The following is a 19,031-nucleotide window of genomic DNA, read 5'->3' as shown; positions in this document are numbered from 1 at the left end:
GCAACTTTTGTGTCAAGACAAAAGTTGATAAAAATGAATTATTAGCGTTATTTGCATTATTTTTGTAGATGTTTGTAAATGTGATACTTATATCATTATTTCTATATCTTAGAAAAATCAGTCATATATTATACTACAGCCTTTCTTTTTTACGGCTTCGCCACATCAGTCCCATTGGGATGACAAATGGCAAGGAATAAAATTGTGCAAAAGTAAGGAAAAAAGGAAACCGATTACAAAAAAAAGCGCCTTTTTCAGGTGCTGCAAAATAATTTCATTTTTCTCACACACAAAGCCTTCAAAACTTTTTCCAAGGCAACGTTCAATGGAAATCCGCAACCGCTCATTTCCACAAAAAAAATGACTTCTGGGTTGCCAGAAGTCATTTTCATTGCAGTGCATTGATGATGGCCGGTTATTCCGTTTCCTGCGGCTTGTCGCTTGACGGGGCAGACTTGGCCTTGTAGCGGTAATCAAGTCCCAGGATGGCGCCGGCGAAGGTGAGGATCTCGCCGAAGGCGGCCAGGACGCTGGGGTCGATGCTGCCCATTGGCGGCACGAAGAATGCCAGGGCTATCAGTGCCAGTCCGAACAGGACGACCACATAGGCCGCGATGATCTGGGTGACTTGGTGCGACAGCTTCTTCATGACCTTCAATCCTTGTTGACGTCAGAGTCTTTTCCGCTACTGAGGATTTCAGGACCGTTTCCCTCCTCTTCCGGGTCTTCGACTTCACCGCCATCGTTGGAAGTGACGCGCTTGACGATGTTGCCGTTGCGGTCGTAGCAGGTGATGGAGATGGAAGTCTTTTGAAGTTCATCCTTGATGTCGACCGAAGGGGTGAAGATTACCTTACGGCTGGTGATGAGCGAACTGGCCACCTGGTTGACGTCGGCCACCGAGGTCGCGTTCACGGCGAAACGCATGGTGCCGAGTCCGGGGATAGCCACGCTGTGGCCTTCGGTCGCCCAAGCCTTGATGACTTCGCCGATGGCGTCCCAAGCCGCATTGATGGTGCCCTTGCCGATGCCGCTGCGCAGGGCCGCCTCCTGGATGACCTTGGTCTGGGAAAGCTTGCTGTACAGTTCGGTCTGCATCATGTAACGGTACTGGCCGGCATTGGCGCCGACTTTGAGCTCACGCTCTACTGCTTTAACTTTAATTGCCATAGTTGCAAATGTTTTAATGGGTTGATGATTGGGTTAAACACATTGTCATCCGGATTGACGATGCAAAAATACCACCGTTTTCCCGCCCCATTATGGCTTGTCCCGAAACGCGGACACGGGTTGTCCCGGATTCCGTTTGGCGACTATGTATCTGATGGCACAAAAATAGAACTTGCCTAACCATCTTACAATCACCCCAAAGTCAGTAAGGATTTTTTGTAGGATTTTCAGTATGGATTTTGAGCGAAGCGACCAATGAAAATAATCGCATTCTTTTATTTTTGGTAGGATTTTCAGTATGGATTTTCTGTGGAGATTTTTCAAAATCCTGCTAAAAATCCTAACTGAAAATCTTTCTGAAAATAGTTCTGCGATTGTTTTCTTTTTGGTCGGGCAAAGCCCTCAAAATCCTTACTGAAAATCTGTTTGAAAATCCTTACCGAAAATAGACTTCTATTCTGTTCCCGTTCCGGTCTTGTGTCACTTAACATTTAACATTCCGCACAGCTCCGAGAGCCGAAAATGATTTCTCTAGTTAGAGAAAAAAATTTCCCTAGTTAGAAAAATGAAAAACGGCTTTTTTCCCGTAGGGACAGAAAAATGTTAAAACGTTAAATTGTTAAAACGTTAAATGACCCGATTTAACGCTTTCAAGCCACATCCAACAACATTCAACTCTATGGACTTCAACATCTTACACCTATCTTTTTTCTCTTTTCTTTCTTTTAATCTTTATCATACCTTATATATCGCGCGCACGCGAAAATCGGTGCCGGTTTATCATTTTAACGCATGATGCGGCACTTTTCCGGAGCTTGATTTAACATTTTAACATTTAACATTTCCTTGCGCTCACTTCAAGAATTTTTCGAGCAAGGGCTCAATCTTTTTGAAGGCATCCGGCGGGTTCGACTTTCCTTTATCGATGGCCTTGTAGTCGTCGGGATTGCGCTTTGAGAAGAAATGGCTGCAGAGTCTTGGACTGGTGCCGCTGAGCAGGCCGACCTTGACGCAATAGCCCACGATGTTGAGCCAGGTCACCATGAGGCTCTTTTCGGCATCGCAACCTCTGCGCGACTTGAGCAGTTTCCACAGCTCATCGCTCAAGGGCTGCATCTTGCCATCGAGTTGGAAGCCTACACCCAGCATTTGGCGGAGGCCCAGCACGATGCTGTCGGACGTTGCGCCATTACACCATTCTCCCTTCTCGGCCAATTTCTCGAGCTGTTTCATCAGGGCCTCATCCTCGGCATCCAGTTTTCGGCCTACCATGATCTCCTTACGTTTCTTGCCGGCCGAGGCAGGGTCGATGAGTTGGTTCAGGTCTTGTATCATCGTGCAGTATTTCACCATGAGCTGCACCTCACCGACGGTCAGTTTGTGGCGCATCTTGAACAGAAACTGTCCGAAGCAGGCATCTTCGAGCAAGGCGGGATAGTCGAGGTCGATATACTCCTTGAGTCCCTCGCCCCTGGCATCGCACAACAAGGTGAGTTTCACCTCTTCCTTCATGGCGAGGGCACGGTCTTTTTCGGAACGTTTTGGCCAAGCGTTATGTTCCTTGCGCACCTTGTCGTGAGCCTCCTTGACGGCCTCCGAACAGTCGCGATGTATCAGGCGGATAGCCAGTGTCCGGAACTGCCTTTCAACCAAGTCGCTCGTGAAGAACTCCCCTATGCTGTTCAGCTCATCGGCCAGACACGCCACGGCCTGCACACACACTTCACGGGCGGCACACTCGCTATCTTTTTGCGCGATTAGATTTTTCAAGTCCTGGCTAAGACGCTCTATCGTTTTCGTCTCCCAATCGCCCAATCTTTTCTTTTTCAGATATTTATCGACATTATTAAAGTAGTTCTCGGCAACAGTTTTCAGTTCGTCGCCATCCATGTCAAGCTTAACAGGCTCAATATCAAGATCCATAAGGTCGAGCAGGAAACCTTTGTCGGGCACAAAGCGGTCGTATTCACATTCGGTGTCATCCGTTTCCACACCCAGCACGGACAACCAGCTGGTCACGGTTTTCGCTTCTTCGCTGAAGTCAACATCGATAGCTTCCTGAAACGGCAGATACTGCTGCCAACGCCGATGCAAGGCTTTCAGTTTCAAGGTCACGACCGACACTTCCACGCAAAGCGGTACCAGAAAGGCTTCGCGAGCCGTTTCTGTTAGCATATTCTGATAACACGCAATCATTTCAGCGAGGTTATCAAGCAATTTCCGGAGGTCTGTTTGACAGTCTTCTCCAAACGCCATGATTTTCTTGTCTATCGTGCCCATCATTCCTCATCTTGTCGTTGAAAATTGCAAATATAGCAATCATTTTGGACTAAACATGAACTGAACGAAATTTTTTCAGTTCTTTTTCAGTTTATTTCAGTTCATGGCTCCGGCACTCATTTTTTTCATTGCCACAAACGCCTATATATCACGGCTTTCACCGATAAACTCAAAAAAATTGTGAGTTTATTTTTTCAGTCCTACCGTGGAATCATGGTTCCTATTCCTTTGCCGACGGTTTCAAACTCAAACAGCAAAAAATCATGCTCACACAAGATTACCGTATCATGGGACTCAGCAACCTCATGCAGGTGCCGTCCCAGAAAGCCGAAGGCGGCTTCATCCTGAAGCGCTTCATCCGTCTGCAGGAGTTCGGAGGCTGGTCGGGCAACGACACAGCCGGACGCCTGTCGGACGCCATCATCGCCACCCTCATGGGCCAACTTGCCCAATGCGACCTCCACCAGGGCCAACTCGTCAGATGCGCCCTGCGGTTCTCCATCCGCGAATACCAAGGCAACTGGTATCAGGACATCAACGTCACCGACATTCACAAACTTTAAAAGTTCTTATATACATTATGGCACAAGAAGAAAAGCCAATGGCTATTGGCTCTTAGCAACTGGCTCATTGGTTCATCAAACAAGTAACATTCTTTATTAATGAATAAATGAGCCAATGGCTAAAGGCTAAAAGCTAATAGCCCACCTTGTGCCGTCAGGTATATAGTTTCCACTTTAAATGCAACAAGCCATGAACAAAAACACCAACCTCTGCGTCGACCTGAAGACCATCCTCCAGGAAGACACCATGCCCACCGAGGGGCAATGCTATCGTGGCGTACTCACCCGCGATGGCGAAGACCATTACCTTTTCGAGGAAGAAGCCAAGACCTCGGGGCAGCACCTGAAACGCAACCCCAAGCTCTTCGACGGCAAATTCATCAGCCTCGTCCACATGCAGAACGGACGCTATCAGGTGCACATGCGCACCATCGATGCCAGTGGCGCCATCGACCGCCGCGACCTCGCCTTCAAGGTCTATAACGAATTGATTGACTGTCTTAACATTATCGGCTGATGGACTACGAACTATTTCCCGAAATGACAGTGCAGGAAACGGAAGAGGATCTCAGCATCAAGCCTGAGGTCCTTCCCCTGCGCGACAAGGATCTCCCGCCCATCATCCGTGAGGTGGTGAGCAATGCGCCCGCCAACCGCAAGATTGCAAGCTTCATCACCTGCTTGTCCCCACTCTGTGCCTTGGCCACACGCATACGCCTGAAATACTACTACGACTCGCGTCCCTCAGCCCTGCTGCTGCAGGTCATCATCGAGGCACCACAATCGAGCGGCAAGCAGTTTGCCGCCGACATCGAACGTCTCCTCATGGAAGACACCCTCAAGGCACACGACCAGGAGCAACGCCGGCTGGAGCAGGACTACCGCGAGAAGAAGAAACGCCGCAAGGCCAACGAGAAACTCGAGGAAGAGCCCAAGACCACCATCCGCGTCATCCCCGCCACCATCTCGAAGACCGTCCTCGTCAAACGTGCCGACTTCTACGAGCGCAACCTCGGCGACGTGCTCTCCTTCTGGATGTTCGCCGACGAACTCGCCCAGGTCACCGATGCCGGCAAGCAAGGCTACTCCAACCTGCGCACCATCATGCGCACCGCCTACGACTTCGGCAGCCGCTTCGGCATGGACTTCGCCAGCGACAACAGCTACTCGGCCATCGTCGACATCAACATCTGCTCGATGTTCTGCACCACCCCAAGCGCTCTCGACGACTACATGGACCGCAAGGCCATAGAAGGCGGCAACATCACCCGCACCATACTCTGCCAGCTCGACGACCAGATGGGTGCCGATGGTGCCATCTTCAAGGCCTACACCCCCGAACAGGAAGCCACCATCAAACGCACACTCGACCGCATCATGGCCGATGTCTACACGCCCCAAGGCGCACTTCAGGGCGAGCTTCACCTCGACATGAGCTGGCTCGACAAGGACGTCCGCCGCTGGTGCATCGCCAAAGGCAAGGAAGCCCTCAAGTCGGGCAGCACTGCCCTCGACGTCTTCCGCAAACGCTCCAGCGTGAGTGCCTTCCGTGTGGCGGCCCTCTGCTACTACCTCTACCTTCTCGACGCGACGCCAAAACCCGTGGCCCAGAAACGCGCCCGTCGCATCTACCTGTGGATGGCCGACTACATCCTCACCACCCTCCTCAAGCGCTGGGGCAAAGCCTTCGAAGAACTCCAAGGCAAACGCAGCGGAGGCATCATCGACCTGTCGGCACAACCCAAGCTCATCGACCGAGTCCCCAAGAACTTCAGCCGCGAGCAACTCCAAGCCGTCATGAAGGAACTCGAACTTGCCTCGCCCGTACGCGTCATCCTCAGCCAATGGAAAGCCAACGGCTGGATCAAAGTCACCTCAAAATACAACTACGAGAAACTACTATGATGACCCAATCCGACATACAACGGCTTCAAGACCAGCCCATAGAACAAGTCGCCGAAGGCTTAGGGCTCTCCGTACGCCACCACCATGCCCTCTGTCCCTTCCACGACGACAGCCACCCCAGCCTGAGTTTCAACGTCCGTCGCAACCGCTACCGCTGTTTCGTCTGCGATGCCCACGGAGGCGTGATTGACCTCGTGATGCACTGCCTCGGCAAAGACTTCGTGTCGGCCTGTCAGTGGTTAGGTGCGACAGGCACTAAGCGCGAGCAGCTGCAAGCCGTTACCAAGGACAACCCTCACCATGACGAGCCGAAGCCCGACATCGCCTATCTGGAACGTCTGATGGCCCGTCCCGTGCTGAACGAAGCCGCCCAAGACTTCCTCTTCGAAGAGCGCAAACTCGCCCCCGAGGTCATCAGTGCCTTAGGCATCAGCTCCATCAGCTACGACTGCCCCATGTCGTCGGCACCCCATCCCGCCTGCTTCGACGGTCCCGCCTTGCTGATACCCTACCGCGACCTCGACGGCAAATTGGTTTCCGTCCAGAGCCGTTATCTCGGGCAAGAGGACCGCCCCCGTTTCCGCTTTCCTAAAGGCAGCAGATGCCACATCTTCAACCTGAACGGTCTCAAGGACCTTGCTTCCGGCACTCCGGTCTTCATCACCGAAGGCGTCACCGACTGTCTCGCCATGCTCTCGGCAGGATTCGCCTCCATCGCCATCCCCAGCGCCACCTTGCTGACCGTCTCCGACCGTCACCTGCTATCGACCTGGAGCGCGGAACACGGCACAAGGTTTCACATGTGCCCCGATGCCGACACACCCGGCGAGAAGCTCTTCCAACAGTTACACGAACTGCTCCCCACCCTCGTCCGCCACCAGCCACCCGCAGGCTTCAAGGATGTAGGCGCATATTATGCCCATGTTAAAATGTTAAATTGTTAAAATGTTAAAACGTTAAATCCATGCACATCACACTAACAAGAAAAGACAAAACCCCGTACGCCATCGACGGCCAAATCACCATCGACGGGGAACACATCTGCGACACGGCCGAGTGTATAACCGCCGCCCTTCCTGTGGGCAACTACCGTGTGGCACTCATCCGCTGTCACCAACACGGCCGCAAGATGCCCGTCATCATTCCCATGAGTGAGGCTGCAAGCGCCTTGCGTGGAGCCGACGCACACATCACGCCACTGCTTGCCGCACGTCCTAAGTGCGCCAGCTGCAAGAAACTGAAATGCGTCAGCAACAACACCCCTATGCCCCGCTACTGTCCCATGATCAAGCCCGGCAACGGAGTCTGCAACCGACAGGACGGCAGCATCATCGTTGGCGAACGTTTCGTCAGCGGCTGCCTCCTCCATCCCGTCACGCACTTCAACCGCCTCTACGAAAGGATACGCAAATCGGCCAGCCGAGGCCACGACATCACCTTAACCATCATCTAACGAAAGATTCCCGTCTGGCGGCGGGAACGGAGATCATGGGGGTAAACAAAAGGCGGCGGCGAGTAAGTTTCTCGCTAAGCGCGATGACGGACCGCCGCCGCACCTCTAGGGATTCCCAAACATGACTGAAAAGCAACAAGTTTGGTTTTGCCACAGCGCATCGAAGATGCGTAACCCGATTGACCCCGATTAGGGGGAATCGGACAGGAAAGAAGAAAAAAGATTAGTTGGAGATTAGTTTAAGATTTGTTTCCAAAAAAATTTCAGTTTAACCTAATACAAAGTATCATGAGAACAATCAACGAAATCATCATCCACTGTTCTGCCACCATCGAGGGCAAGGACTTCACCGTCAAAGACATCGACCGCTGGCACAAGCAAAGAGGCTTCAAGATGGTAGGCTACCACTACGTCATCCGCCTCGACAGCACCATCGAACAAGGCCGCCCGCTCGAACAGGCAGGCGCACACTGCAAGGGGCACAACACCCACTCCATCGGCATCTGCTACATCGGCGGCCTCGACACCGAGGGTAAGCCGAAGGACACCCGCACGGAGGCTCAGCGCGACATGCTCTGGGCATTGGTCAAGTCACTGAAAGTCAAATATCCAAAAGCAACCATCCATGGCCACAACGAATTTGCCAACAAAGCTTGTCCTTGTTTTGATGTGCGTGCTGAGTTTAGAGGGGTGTAGCGCCCTGCGCCACCGTCATCGCGAGACGGTCACGCTCGGCACCTTGCAAACGAAAAAGGAGTCGCACGAGGCGATACGCCTCAGCGACTCCCTAACCAGAACGCTCTGTTTCAGTGCCGACAGCCTCGACCTGAGGCTGTGCGACAGCACCATCCTACTCCACGCCACCCACGTGCGGTTCGGACAGAAGTCACACTCGGAGCGACACTACAAGCAGACGAAGCAGACGTGCGATACCGTTGCGCGACTGCAGTATCAGCAGCAAAACGATGAGTGCCACGACGAAGCGGGTCTCATCGCAACGCCCCCGACGCAGAAAGGGCATCCGCTGCCCTGGATCCTATCAGGGGCGGTCATCACCCTCGGCCTATGCCTGCTGCTATGGCTGAGACTGAGGAAACAATGAAAAGCGAAAAGCCTCTGGCGGGGATTCCCGCTGGAGGCTTTCTTATTGTTGCCGACGGCTGTAACCACGATTGGCTTTTTTCGACCGCGAATATTGCGAATTTAGCGAATGGGAATCCGCAAGCGTATTCCTTGACTTCGTCGAGTTTTTTTCAACCACGAATCGCACTAATTTTCACGAATAGGAATCCGCTTCGCGTATTCCTTGACTTCGTCGAGGGGACGTGTGATTATCGGCTGCATCCGACCGGCAGGGATTTGCGCGGCAAGGCCACATTCGCCTGATTCGCCAAATTCGCGGTCAACAATAAACACTGAGCCAAACATCTTCCTTTTCTAAAGACAATTGACTACGTTGAAATCTTCGATTCATCGATACGAAGTGAGGTAATCTTCGATTTAGTCGTCAATTGACTACGTCGAATCCAAAGGATTTTTGGTCAATTTCTTTTTCTTCAAGGACATATATTATTGACGCTTAATTGACCAAAATTGTCTTCCAATAAAATACAAATACCTCCCTCGCGCACATTTATTCATGAATCAATTCATGAAAATTCATGATAATTCGTGTTCACTTCAAGTCCTACTACTCACATTCGGTCACCCCCTCGAACGGCAGTTCGGGCAGATCGTCACCGTCTAACTGCATCTTCTCGAAGTCACTGCGGAAGATGCGGTCTTGGATGATGCGATAACGCTCAAACTCCGTTTCGGCATACTCCTTTGCATATTCGTGCGACACAGAGCCGGCATTATCCAGAAGCGGACGCTCATCGCTCGAAAGATATGAATCGATGCGCTTTGCCCAATCCTCCATCGTCATCGGTATATGACGCTTCGCGCGACTCTCTGCGAACTCCAGGACGGCCGTCACCACACTGCCCAAATCGTCCAGCTCGCTCTGCTTGAGATAGTTCTTTGCGATGCTGACATCAGTCTTCACAATCTTGCCGTCTGGGGCATTCTCCCACGTTGTCAGACCCATGTGCTCCTTGTCGGCATCCGCACGCTCCACAATCAGTTCGGCTGCCGTATGCTGATGGACAGCATAGTGCATCTTATTCTGTATCTGCTGATAAAAGAGTCGGGTGGTGGGCGCGTCCTTGTTGTAATCGATGCTCGTAGCGTAAATGTCGGTAAGCTTCAGATACAGACGACGCTCACTCAGTCGGATCTCCCGAATTTCAGCCAGCAGGTGCTCAAAATAATCCTCACCAATAAAAGAGCCGTTCTCCATACGCTTCTTGTCAACCACATACCCACGGACAGCATACTGCCGAAGGATATAGGTACACCACTGACGGAACTGTGTCGCCCTGATGCTTGAAACTCTATAGCCCACGCTGATGATGGCATCGAGATTATAGAACATCGGCTCTCGGCTCACGTTGCGAGTGCCTTCGAGCTGAACCACCCCAATTTTCTGGGCAGTTCGATTCTGCTGCAGTTCGCCTTCGTTGAAGATGTTTTGCAAATGGAAACCAATTGTCTTTGGCTCAACGTCAAATAGTTCTCCCATAGCAGTTTGAGTCGCCCAGATGGTTTCATCCATATACACTACCTGGACTCCTTCTTCTCTGTTTTCAGCAAGAAAAGTCAAGAATTCTGCGGTACTATTCCTTATCTCTAAAATCTTTGGCATAATTACTTTTTCCTCACGGACACGTTAATTGACGCTTAATTGACCTAAATTGTCTTCCAATAACTTCACTAGCACAACCACCACAACCATCAGCGGCCAGACAATCAGCAGACCACAGTACGATGCGGTTGCTATCCCGAGTAACAACAGAAGAAAACGAAGTTAACAAGAAAAAGCCCGCGAATGGATTAACCGAAAACACTATACAGCACTGCCTGAATCCGCATTGAAATCCGCATAGAATTGATTCCGTCTCATCTTCAAATCCTTTATTGATTGACAAAGGAAATAACATTGGAAATCATACTTGGGCTTATTCGCGCCTAATACTGCCGATTGTTCAAACTTTAAACGTTCTTTATAATAGTTCACCAACTCGCCGTCAGCCGAAGCATCTGCAGCAAATAGATAGACATATTGGCAACCAGCAATACTCTGAACAGAATCCAGCATATCTACAATCTTATGCCAGAACACGCACTCGCCCAATTTCCTTTTTATGCCAAGACTTTTCCAAGCCTGTCGACCATTGTCATTAGAACAAAACTCCTGAAGTTCGATTGCAGGATAAGTCTTCAAAACCCTCTGCATCTCTGTATTCAGTTCTTTTCTCAAATCAGCCGACAAAACCTCTTTCTTCTCCAGATACTTATCTATATCAGGCAGAATCTGCTTAATATCCGTGATATTATGGTTAATGAAATCCTCCGCCCTTGCATACTCGTCATTCGAGAACCTATCCTTATGCTGCAACACATTTACAGCATCCCTCACGCGATAAGCCAGATCCAACTTAAACTGATCAAGTTTCTCAAACAACTCACCACATTTCAGAGAGAAATACAATAGCAATTCACCTGTTGGAGCTTTCACTACATAATACGCAACAGTCCCCTCTGCATCTCTATCAAAGGAAACCCTTGTCCGTATGATTTTTTCCAAAACAGGATTCTTAGCATTGGCAAACGAATTCACCAGAGAAGCGTTCTCCGATATATGATCACGAAGGCGCTCCACTACCAATGAATCCAATATAGCTTTCTGCTCCTCAGTAATTCTCATAATGTTGCCTGTTGAATTTTATCCAGCAGGAATCGTCTCATCGAGATTCTTTCCGCATCCTTGCGTATGTCCTCGATTTTCAGAGGCTCATTTCCATTCTGCTCCGGAAGCAAATCTTTCCTTGCATTCTTCCATGAAACCTCAGCATGCGACAGATAACTCAAACTCCACGCATCTTTAGGAGCATAATTCTGGAATACAAAGTCAAATACATCCTTGTATTGTTCCACAAACTCCTCCGAAGGCATATCATTAAGCATGTCATTAGCATACGCGCTTCTGATCTGAACCATCACAGGCCCATATCTCCAAGCCAGAAACTGTTCCTCGAACATCGGTTCACCCTTGCGTATCAGCGATTCCCTTTGAGTAAAATAGAGCAATTTATGCAACTTCATCTCACTGATTCGCTCACCGAAATCCTTCAAATAACGGTCAGCAATGTACGAAGCCACTTGGATAACACCTACCATTTCATTTCGGTTTTTGAGAGTTAGACAATCTGTTATACAAAACATGCAGACACATTTTGTAGTGCAAAATTACTGATTTTTTCTGACACGGGCAAATTTTGAGCCAAAATAACACATTTTTCTTGTCAAATAATTTGCAAATCTCAGATATTAAATTACGAGCAGGATCTTTCACCTCATATCTCCTCCCCGGCAAACTCGATTTTCCTCCCCAGCACGGTGGCGAAAATCATCTTCAAATCCATCCAAAAGGAATAGTGCTGCAGGTAATAGAGGTTGAGCCTCACCTTGTCGGGCCAAATCACTTTGTCGTTATACTTGACTGGATCGTCCACTTGCGCCAGCAGTTCCTCCTCGTTGCGGTATTTCAGCGAGGCGGGGCCCGTGATGCCCGGACGGAGTCTCAGAATCGCCCTGTCCTCCCCTTCCAGCTTATCCGCATAGCCCGGCACATCGGGGCGGGGACCCACGAAACTCATCTTGCCGATGAAAACGTCCCACAACTGCGGCAACTCGTCGAGGTGGAGACGCCTTAAGGTCCTGCCTATTGGCGTGATGCGGTTTTGTTCCAAGGCAGCAATGGGCGACTCCTCCTGCCCGCCTTCCATGGTGCAGAACTTATGGCAACGGAAAAGGCGGCCATTGCGACCCACACGCACCTGTGCATAAAACACCGGCCCACCCGTCTTGACTTTTATCATGATGGCTATGACAAGGTAGAACCAACTGAGGCATAGCAGCGCCAGCAGACTGATGATCCTATCGAAAAGCCATTTTAGCAACATTGTTTTTTCTTTTTTACAAAACCTGCAAAACTCTTTCCAGAACTCTGTTCTATGGAAATTCGCAACCGCTCATTTCCTGGGGCAATCTTCGATGGCCCTTGGCAGAGGGGTTGTCGTTCCGTTCGGGGGATGCCTGCCTTCGCAGGCATGACGGGTCCCCGGTTGAAGGGATCCCCATCGGTGTCACAGCGAGGGGGTGATGATAAGGCGCCAGGTGCCGTCTTTCGCGACACGCTGGATGTAGCCCTTGTCGGTCAGTTGTTTCAAGTGCTTGTTGACAGCAGCCATATTGATACCCACCTCATTAGAAAGGCGCTTGATAGTAATGTCCGGGGTCTCATAAATGAGGTTGAGAATCCTGCTTGTGGAATTGCTACGGAACTTCACCCGCTCTCCGTCAAACCACCATACGTTGTCGCCCCGCTCAGTAAGGAAACGGATGTTGTATGTCACCTCTTCCACAAACATATTCTTGAACCAGGTCAAGAACTGCTGTATCTCCCTCTTGGAGGCGTGTGCCCCGAGCGATGGGACCGCACCCACGGTAAGGTCAGTGCGGTGGAGAGCTTCAAGATACTCATTCTTCTTGCGGCTGCGGACAACCACCATCGGATATCCGTGGCGCGACAGGATGTAATTGGCCATCAGGCGCGCGATGCGTCCGTTGCCATCCTCGAAGGGATGTATGCGTATGTAGCGGTAATGGAAGATGGCGGCAAGTTCCACAGGCGTGAAACGGCCTGACTGCTCAGCATCGTTGTACCAGTTCACGAGGTCGGACATCAGAGCAGGTGTTTCCTCGGGCGAGGCATACTCGAAACGGTCGCCATAGCGGGTGATGACGCTGTTGGGACGGGTCTTGTACTGGCCTGCATGAATGACGTAACCCGTTGTCTGACCATCCGGCAAACTGCGGTACACGGTATAATCCTCCCGCAGCAGCACCTTGTGAAGCGTACGGATAAAGTTCTGGGTAAGAGGGGCATCCTTCAACCCGGCTTCTTCGGTCATCATCTTCAGTCCCACGTTGCTTGCAGTCATTTCCTGCACATCCTTCACCTCAGCCTCGCCGACGACCTTCCCGAACAGCAGCAGAATCTCCGTCTGTCCGTAGGTGAGCGTGTTGCCCTCAATATGATTGCTGTTGTAGTTGAAGTCAATGGTAAAGCGGCGGCTCAACATTTCCCTCTCCCTATCCGACAGAGGCTGCAGCGCATTCCACCGCGCCATTATGTCCTGTATCTTATCCATATTATCATTCATTTTGCAAAAATACACACTAAAAGGTATATACCATCTACTTTACAACGAAATATTTTGCAAAATATTATGAAATTACTTTATTATCTATAGCCCAACAATCACGATTGTTTTTTTCGACCGCGAATATTGCTAATTTAGCGAATAGGAATCCGCTTCGCACATTCCTATTCGCACGATTCGCGGTCTTTTCTCTGCGTCCGGCAGGAATGAAAGCAGCAGCGGTTGCGATTCCTTGATGAAAAAGTTTTGAGGAGCAGCCCACCTCATATCTCCTCTCCAGCAAACTCGATTTTCCTTCCCAGCACAGTGGCGAAGATCATCTTCAGGTCCATCCAGAAGGAGTAATGCTGCAGGTAATATAGGTTCAGTCTCACCTTGTCGGGATAGATAACCTCGTCGTTATACTTGACTGGGTCGTCGACCTGATCCAGCAGCTCCTCTTCATTGCGGTATTTCAGCGAGGCGGGACCCGTGATGCCTGGACGGAGTTTCAGAATCGCCCTGTCCTCCCCTACCAGTTTATCCGCATAGTCTGGCACATCGGGACGCGAACCTACGAAACTCATCTTGCCGATGAAGACATCCCAAAGCTCGGGCAGTTCATCCAGTTTGTATTTGCGCAGTTTCTCGCCCAATGGCGTGATGCGGCTGGTTTCGGCTGCCGCCACACCCGTGAACGCCTCATCTTCACGACGCACCCGCATGGAGCGGAACCGACGCCAAACCAAGAGCAATGGGGAACTTGCTCACCAATTGCCGAGTCGCGACAGAGGAAGGTAAAGCCAACGAGGAAAAGACGCAAAGTGACTTAACTTGTGGACAGTGAAAAATTTGCCCTCCTCTGTCCACTCTCTTCTGCTTGAAAAGCACCTGATTTCAGTAGTTACTACGGTAAAATCATCCTCAAGATACGGAATGACAACCTTTAATTCATCTTTCTCCTCGATAACAGGCATCTGTCCACCAGACACCCTCGGCACATACTCAAAAAAGAGCTCTGGTACATAAAAAGGGTAGCAAAACTGCCCTCCTACATACTCATGCAAGTATTTGTTCTAAATCTTGATGTGCCAAATCCACTTCAGCATATCCATTAACGGGAAATCCTGTCATTAAGACATCATATATGAACTCATTTCTATTGCCACATAAAGCTTCTCCCACATTAGCTATAATACTATGCAAATGATGCCCTTGCCAATGAAGATATGCATTACTCTCGTCAAGTCCTTTTGCAAGGTAATATGATTTCTCGGCTGCCATATCAATTGATGCTAGATGAGGAGTCAGAAACGTTAATATTTGGCTGTGAACTCGAGAAATAAAACCGGCTCCATTATTCCGTATTTCTTGCATAGAGCAGGTTGTATTGAATGCAGAACGAATACTTTTATCTGTTATTCCTCCTATTCCTTTTGCACTACTTAAATACAAAACCAATAGAGGATACAACTCTTTTGACAAGGAGTCAAGAAATGTAGAGAAATCAAATGGCTTACCTGTGTACTTTGCATTATATCGAGTATTCAGAGTTTCCTTCTCACAAAAATGATTCTCGAATGAGTAAGTATAAGTCTGTGCCACCCAATCATGTGCTGTATGCTGTTTCGTCAAATCCTCTTTTAGCAGCCATAAATCGCTATCAATGCAGATAAAGAAAGATTTTGACAGATATGGTAGATAACTCCTACATTGTTTACATCCTGTTGCATCTTTACCTTTCTTTGACCTGCTTCGATATATATAATAATACTTGCCAGGTTTTACATCCTGCAACATAGCGTCCCAAAATAGGTCGTCATCGCTATCTTCCAAATGGACCGATGCAACAATAGAAGGGGATACTTTGGAAATGCCTTGCTTGAGCCTCGATAGGGTCAGTACTAATAGAGAATGCTGCCATAGTTACTCAACGATTTCCTCCATATTCACAACCTTGTCACCCCATCCCATACTAAGAATCGAAGGTGAGTGAGTGGTAATGATCAACTGACAGTTAGGATTAAGTTCTCGGATCGCTTCAATCAAATATTGCTGCCAACGAATATGCAACGACTGCTCTGGTTCATCCATCAATAATATCGCTGGCTGCTTCTCCTGCAAGAACACTCTTATCAGAATCAACAATAGTTGTTTTTCTCCTGACGACAATTGAGTATGATTAATAACATCCTCTCGTCCATTTATGTGAAAGGACAAATAACTGTTATTTGACTTGTCTACCTCAATAGTTTTGCCTGTTTCTTTGAAAAACTCATTAATCATGTCAAACAATTCCTGGGTATTTTCCTTAATAATCTGACTATTCTCTTGAGACTCATATAGTTGACGCATAAAATAGTTATAGAACGAATTGCCAGATTTATTCTGCATGATTACACCATTCAGTTCTTGAGTCAGACGGCTTTCTTTACCACCTTTTGTCGATGCAGGTGTATCTGCAGTACGTATATAGGAAATAGGCAAAGCCAGATTTGCTGACGGAACAGACTTTTCGATTTTTGCTTTTCCGTTACTTTTTTCTCCAGAATAATGCGAATATATAGCATCCAACAATGTCGTTTTACCAACGCCATTGATACCTACAAGAATATTCACATCCTCATTTATGCTATTCCACTTAACAGTTTTATAGCCCCACATGCTTTCAAGCACGAGCGATTTAATATAACTCTTTTCTTGCATATCTTTAGGATTAACGCCCCAAATGGAAAACAAAGATTCTTTTGAATATTGGCCAACAACTTTCAGTTTAGTAGATTGGGCCTTCTTCAGTACTGCAATACATGTATAAATCATCTGTTCAAGCCAGCCATTTTTCTTGCAGTAATAGAATATTGCAGTTTCATCAACTTGCTCTCCAATCTCATAGAGAACATTGGCAACAGTTTTTAATCTATCCTCATCAAATGGATGCGAAAAATTGGAGCTCGGATTACAGGTATTATACAACCAATCCAATGCTTTTATAACGATTGCAGATGGTTCTGAACAAACAAGAGGCTCATTTGTTTCAAATGATACGGCATTTCTGGAAGACAACCAGGTTTCGTTCTCTGATGACTTATTTCCAACGAACATCACCACACGTGCCTCCTCCAATTTGTATGTCAATACAGATGCAGGAACGTTTGCAACAACAACAACGCCACCAGTGACCATCGACTTTGCCAAGCGTCTTGCTGAAAGCACACGCACATTATAGCCAGCTATTACCGCCAGATTGTGACTTTTATCAAAATCCACAAACGGTGGAACATTTGCAAATGATGGCACCAATAGAATTGGCGCCAACTTATCTGATAGTTGTTTTGCTCTTGACACAACCATCTCAAGTTCCTGCTGCAGGATCTGACTGCTTGTATATTTATAAACTACATGTTGTTCCATAATAAACTGGAGCATAATTTTTAAAAACTTTGCACAAAGTTACAAATTTTCCGCTATTAGCGGGCAAAACCCATGTTAAAACTTTCTAAATCTTAATGAAAGATTATCTTCAAATCCATCCAGAAGGAATAATGCTGCAGATAATAGAGGTTCAGCCTCACCTTGTCGGGCTAGATAACCTCATCGTTATACTTGACTGGGTCGTCGACTTGCGCCAGCAGTTCCTCCTCGTTGCGGTATTTCAGCGAGACAAACTGTCACGAAAGGTTGCAAAGACACGGATTAAATGTCAATCCGACTACCTTCTCTTGATTCCAAACCTCTTTTTCTGTTTGGTAGTAAGGGTATCTGTTGTCTCCAGTATGTCCCAGATATTTTTACGATCATCTTCGTTCAGAGTCCCATAATAATCTCCAGATAGCAGCTTCTCCGAAGAGCATGAAATTATTCCAGCACAATCCACATACGAATCATATCTTAGAAATGACTCATAGTTAGCCTGCTTGATGAGATACTGGCTAGCGAGGACTTCGCCAGAAATTTCAGCCTTGGGATTAATCTTGGTGTTAATGAACACACTCCCGTAATAAGTATCATTATCTTTGTCATAACCGATAATGATGACTTTCTTTGGCTTTTGCTTTCTGCCGTCCTTGAGAAGTTTCTCGCGGGTAACCTTGCGAAACTCCTTCATGTAATCGTCCTGAAGTGCTCTCAAATCCATAGTCAAGCGAAAAGACGTGCGTTAAGTTGTCTCTCACGGATTATTTCCTGCATTGCTTTGCTTGCTCCACCTGCTGCAGCGATATCAACCAAAGTCATAGCAATATCCTCGCCAGTACGTTCCGCCTCAGCCTTTGCCTTTTCCCAAGCCTCGTCGTGAGACAATCCAGAAAGAGCAAACGATTTGACATCACGAAGTTTATCAATCCACAAATCGAGAATCTTAATATTTGACACGGACAACTCATCCATATCGCAAGACACATTCGCTTTACGATAGACCATCTGATGTCCGTCTTCCATTCGCACCTCTATAGAATTGCAGAAGTCATCAAGTCCTTGCATCGCATCCACCGGTTTCCCTTCGACCATGCGAACGACCTTGTACGTAACAGAAGGCACAGGTCCGTGTTTGCGAGCCTTAAATGTGTCTTCCATTAAAGGCAGTCCATAAACTACGAGATGGTTCTGCTGAGCGAAATACATCATTTTAAACAAATGAATGTAATCCACTCCGGTGCCGAGTTTTTCCAAAACATACAACACAACCGCCTTTATTTTCTGTATTTGATCAACAGATTTCATAGTGCAATCTACATAAGTCTCCGTGATTCTTCAAGGAAGCGATGAGCCACTTATTATTTTGAACCTGCAAAAATACGATTTTCTCCGCAACCCGCCAAAAGAATTCAGAAAAAAAGAAAATCACATCTTATTTCCCCCACCTCATATCTCCTCTCCGGCAAACTCGATTTTCCTTCCCAGCACGGTGGCGAAAATCATCTTCAAATCCATCCAGAAGGAATAGTGCTGCAGGTAATAGAGGTTCAGCTTCACCTTGTCGGGCCAGATAACCTCATCGTTATACTTGACTGGATCGTCCACTTGCGCCAGCAGTTCCTCCTCGTTGCGGTATTTCAGCGAGGCGGGACCCGTGATGCCTGGACGAAGGTCGATGCCTGGATTTTTCAACCGTATCTCCTCCGCTTTGAACTGTCGCATATTTTGCGATAGTTTTTCTATCTCAATTTTTACGGGAAACAATTGATTTTAAACAAACTTATATCATATTGTTTTTGGCTGTAGTATAACGGATGACTGATTTTTCTAAGATATAGGAAAATGATATAAGTGTCACATTTACAAATATCTACTAAACATTACAAATAACGCTAATAATTCATTTCTTATCAACTTTTGTCTTGACACAAAAGTTGC

Annotated in this window: 20 protein-coding genes and 2 pseudogenes; 6 read left to right on the top strand and 16 right to left on the bottom strand. The window is 48.0% G+C overall.

Features of this window, described 5'->3' with window-relative positions:
* Positions 1-415 precede the first annotated feature (415 nt).
* From AC06MN_RS02260 to AC06MN_RS02250, 3 genes are all read right to left on the bottom strand, one after another.
* Complete coding sequence (locus tag AC06MN_RS02260) at positions 416-649, bottom strand: hypothetical protein (protein ID WP_475670725.1); 234 nt, start codon at positions 647-649, stop codon at positions 416-418.
* Positions 650-654: 5 nt separating this feature from the next.
* A complete protein-coding gene (locus AC06MN_RS02255; protein ID WP_475670724.1) occupies positions 655-1,170 on the bottom strand; it encodes an HU family DNA-binding protein in 516 nt (171 codons plus the stop codon).
* 852 nt (positions 1,171-2,022) lie between these two features.
* Positions 2,023-3,450, bottom strand: coding sequence for a hypothetical protein (locus AC06MN_RS02250; RefSeq protein ID WP_475670723.1), 1,428 nt, complete (start codon positions 3,448-3,450; stop codon positions 2,023-2,025).
* Positions 3,451-3,713: 263 nt separating this feature from the next.
* Between AC06MN_RS02250 and AC06MN_RS02245 the strand changes: the two genes are divergently transcribed.
* The 6 genes from AC06MN_RS02245 (at position 3,714) to AC06MN_RS02220 (ending at position 8,067) form a co-directional block, all read left to right on the top strand.
* Positions 3,714-4,013, top strand: a complete 300-nt coding sequence (locus AC06MN_RS02245) for a hypothetical protein (RefSeq protein WP_475670722.1) — start codon at positions 3,714-3,716, stop codon at positions 4,011-4,013.
* A gap of 190 nt (positions 4,014-4,203) precedes the next feature.
* Positions 4,204-4,530 carry a hypothetical protein gene (locus AC06MN_RS02240; protein WP_475670721.1) on the top strand — a complete coding sequence of 109 codons (327 nt, stop codon included), beginning with the start codon at positions 4,204-4,206 and terminating at the stop codon, positions 4,528-4,530.
* Positions 4,530-5,918, top strand: coding sequence for a DUF3987 domain-containing protein (locus AC06MN_RS02235; protein WP_475670720.1), 1,389 nt, complete (start codon positions 4,530-4,532; stop codon positions 5,916-5,918). Before AC06MN_RS02240 ends, AC06MN_RS02235 begins: the two co-directional genes overlap by 1 nt.
* Positions 5,915-6,862, top strand: coding sequence for a CHC2 zinc finger domain-containing protein (locus tag AC06MN_RS02230; protein ID WP_475670719.1), 948 nt, complete (start codon positions 5,915-5,917; stop codon positions 6,860-6,862). Before AC06MN_RS02235 ends, AC06MN_RS02230 begins: the two co-directional genes overlap by 4 nt.
* A gap of 20 nt (positions 6,863-6,882) precedes the next feature.
* Positions 6,883-7,371 (top strand): hypothetical protein, encoded by a 489-nt coding sequence (locus tag AC06MN_RS02225; RefSeq protein WP_475670718.1) that lies wholly within the window; start codon positions 6,883-6,885, stop codon positions 7,369-7,371.
* A gap of 288 nt (positions 7,372-7,659) precedes the next feature.
* Positions 7,660-8,067: an N-acetylmuramoyl-L-alanine amidase gene (locus tag AC06MN_RS02220; protein WP_475670717.1), complete on the top strand. Its 408-nt coding sequence runs from the start codon at positions 7,660-7,662 to the stop codon at positions 8,065-8,067.
* 573 nt (positions 8,068-8,640) lie between these two features.
* On the opposite strand, the gene AC06MN_RS02215 is transcribed toward AC06MN_RS02220, so the two are convergent.
* From AC06MN_RS02215 to AC06MN_RS02155, 13 genes and pseudogenes are all read right to left on the bottom strand, one after another.
* Entirely contained in the window at positions 8,641-8,787 is a 147-nt protein-coding gene (locus AC06MN_RS02215) for a hypothetical protein (protein WP_475670716.1), read from the bottom strand.
* 274 nt (positions 8,788-9,061) lie between these two features.
* A complete protein-coding gene (locus AC06MN_RS02210) occupies positions 9,062-10,117 on the bottom strand; it encodes a virulence RhuM family protein (RefSeq protein WP_475670715.1) in 1,056 nt (351 codons plus the stop codon).
* 201 nt (positions 10,118-10,318) lie between these two features.
* Positions 10,319-11,179: a hypothetical protein gene (locus tag AC06MN_RS02205; RefSeq protein WP_475670714.1), complete on the bottom strand. Its 861-nt coding sequence runs from the start codon at positions 11,177-11,179 to the stop codon at positions 10,319-10,321.
* A complete protein-coding gene (locus AC06MN_RS02200) occupies positions 11,176-11,652 on the bottom strand; it encodes a Panacea domain-containing protein (RefSeq protein ID WP_475670713.1) in 477 nt (158 codons plus the stop codon). The genes AC06MN_RS02205 and AC06MN_RS02200 overlap by 4 nt, the downstream gene beginning before the upstream one ends.
* A gap of 176 nt (positions 11,653-11,828) precedes the next feature.
* Positions 11,829-12,437: a sugar transferase gene (locus AC06MN_RS02195; protein ID WP_475670712.1), complete on the bottom strand. Its 609-nt coding sequence runs from the start codon at positions 12,435-12,437 to the stop codon at positions 11,829-11,831.
* 183 nt (positions 12,438-12,620) lie between these two features.
* Positions 12,621-13,688 (bottom strand): Fic family protein, encoded by a 1,068-nt coding sequence (locus tag AC06MN_RS02190; RefSeq protein WP_475670726.1) that lies wholly within the window; start codon positions 13,686-13,688, stop codon positions 12,621-12,623.
* 275 nt (positions 13,689-13,963) lie between these two features.
* Positions 13,964-14,416 (bottom strand): annotated as a pseudogene (locus tag AC06MN_RS02185) (sugar transferase); the annotation flags it as partial.
* 322 nt (positions 14,417-14,738) lie between these two features.
* The gene (locus AC06MN_RS02180) at positions 14,739-15,515 is read right to left on the bottom strand and encodes a DUF4435 domain-containing protein (RefSeq protein ID WP_475670711.1); all 777 of its coding nucleotides are present in this window, start codon (positions 15,513-15,515) and stop codon (positions 14,739-14,741) included.
* A gap of 90 nt (positions 15,516-15,605) precedes the next feature.
* Positions 15,606-17,105: an AAA family ATPase gene (locus tag AC06MN_RS02175; protein WP_475670710.1), complete on the bottom strand. Its 1,500-nt coding sequence runs from the start codon at positions 17,103-17,105 to the stop codon at positions 15,606-15,608.
* Positions 17,106-17,182: 77 nt separating this feature from the next.
* Positions 17,183-17,338 (bottom strand): annotated as a pseudogene (locus tag AC06MN_RS02170) (sugar transferase); the annotation flags it as partial.
* Between the two features lie 50 nt (positions 17,339-17,388).
* A complete protein-coding gene (locus AC06MN_RS02165) occupies positions 17,389-17,814 on the bottom strand; it encodes a hypothetical protein (protein ID WP_475670709.1) in 426 nt (141 codons plus the stop codon).
* Between the two features lie 2 nt (positions 17,815-17,816).
* Positions 17,817-18,398: a Panacea domain-containing protein gene (locus AC06MN_RS02160; protein ID WP_475670708.1), complete on the bottom strand. Its 582-nt coding sequence runs from the start codon at positions 18,396-18,398 to the stop codon at positions 17,817-17,819.
* 141 nt (positions 18,399-18,539) lie between these two features.
* On the bottom strand, positions 18,540-18,815 hold the full coding sequence (locus AC06MN_RS02155; RefSeq protein WP_475670707.1) for a sugar transferase: 276 nt from the start codon (positions 18,813-18,815) through the stop codon (positions 18,540-18,542).
* Positions 18,816-19,031: the final 216 nt, after the last annotated feature.

The sequence above is a fragment of the Candidatus Limimorpha sp. genome (genome assembly GCF_056203535.1).
This window is presented reverse-complemented; position numbering and strand designations above follow the sequence as displayed.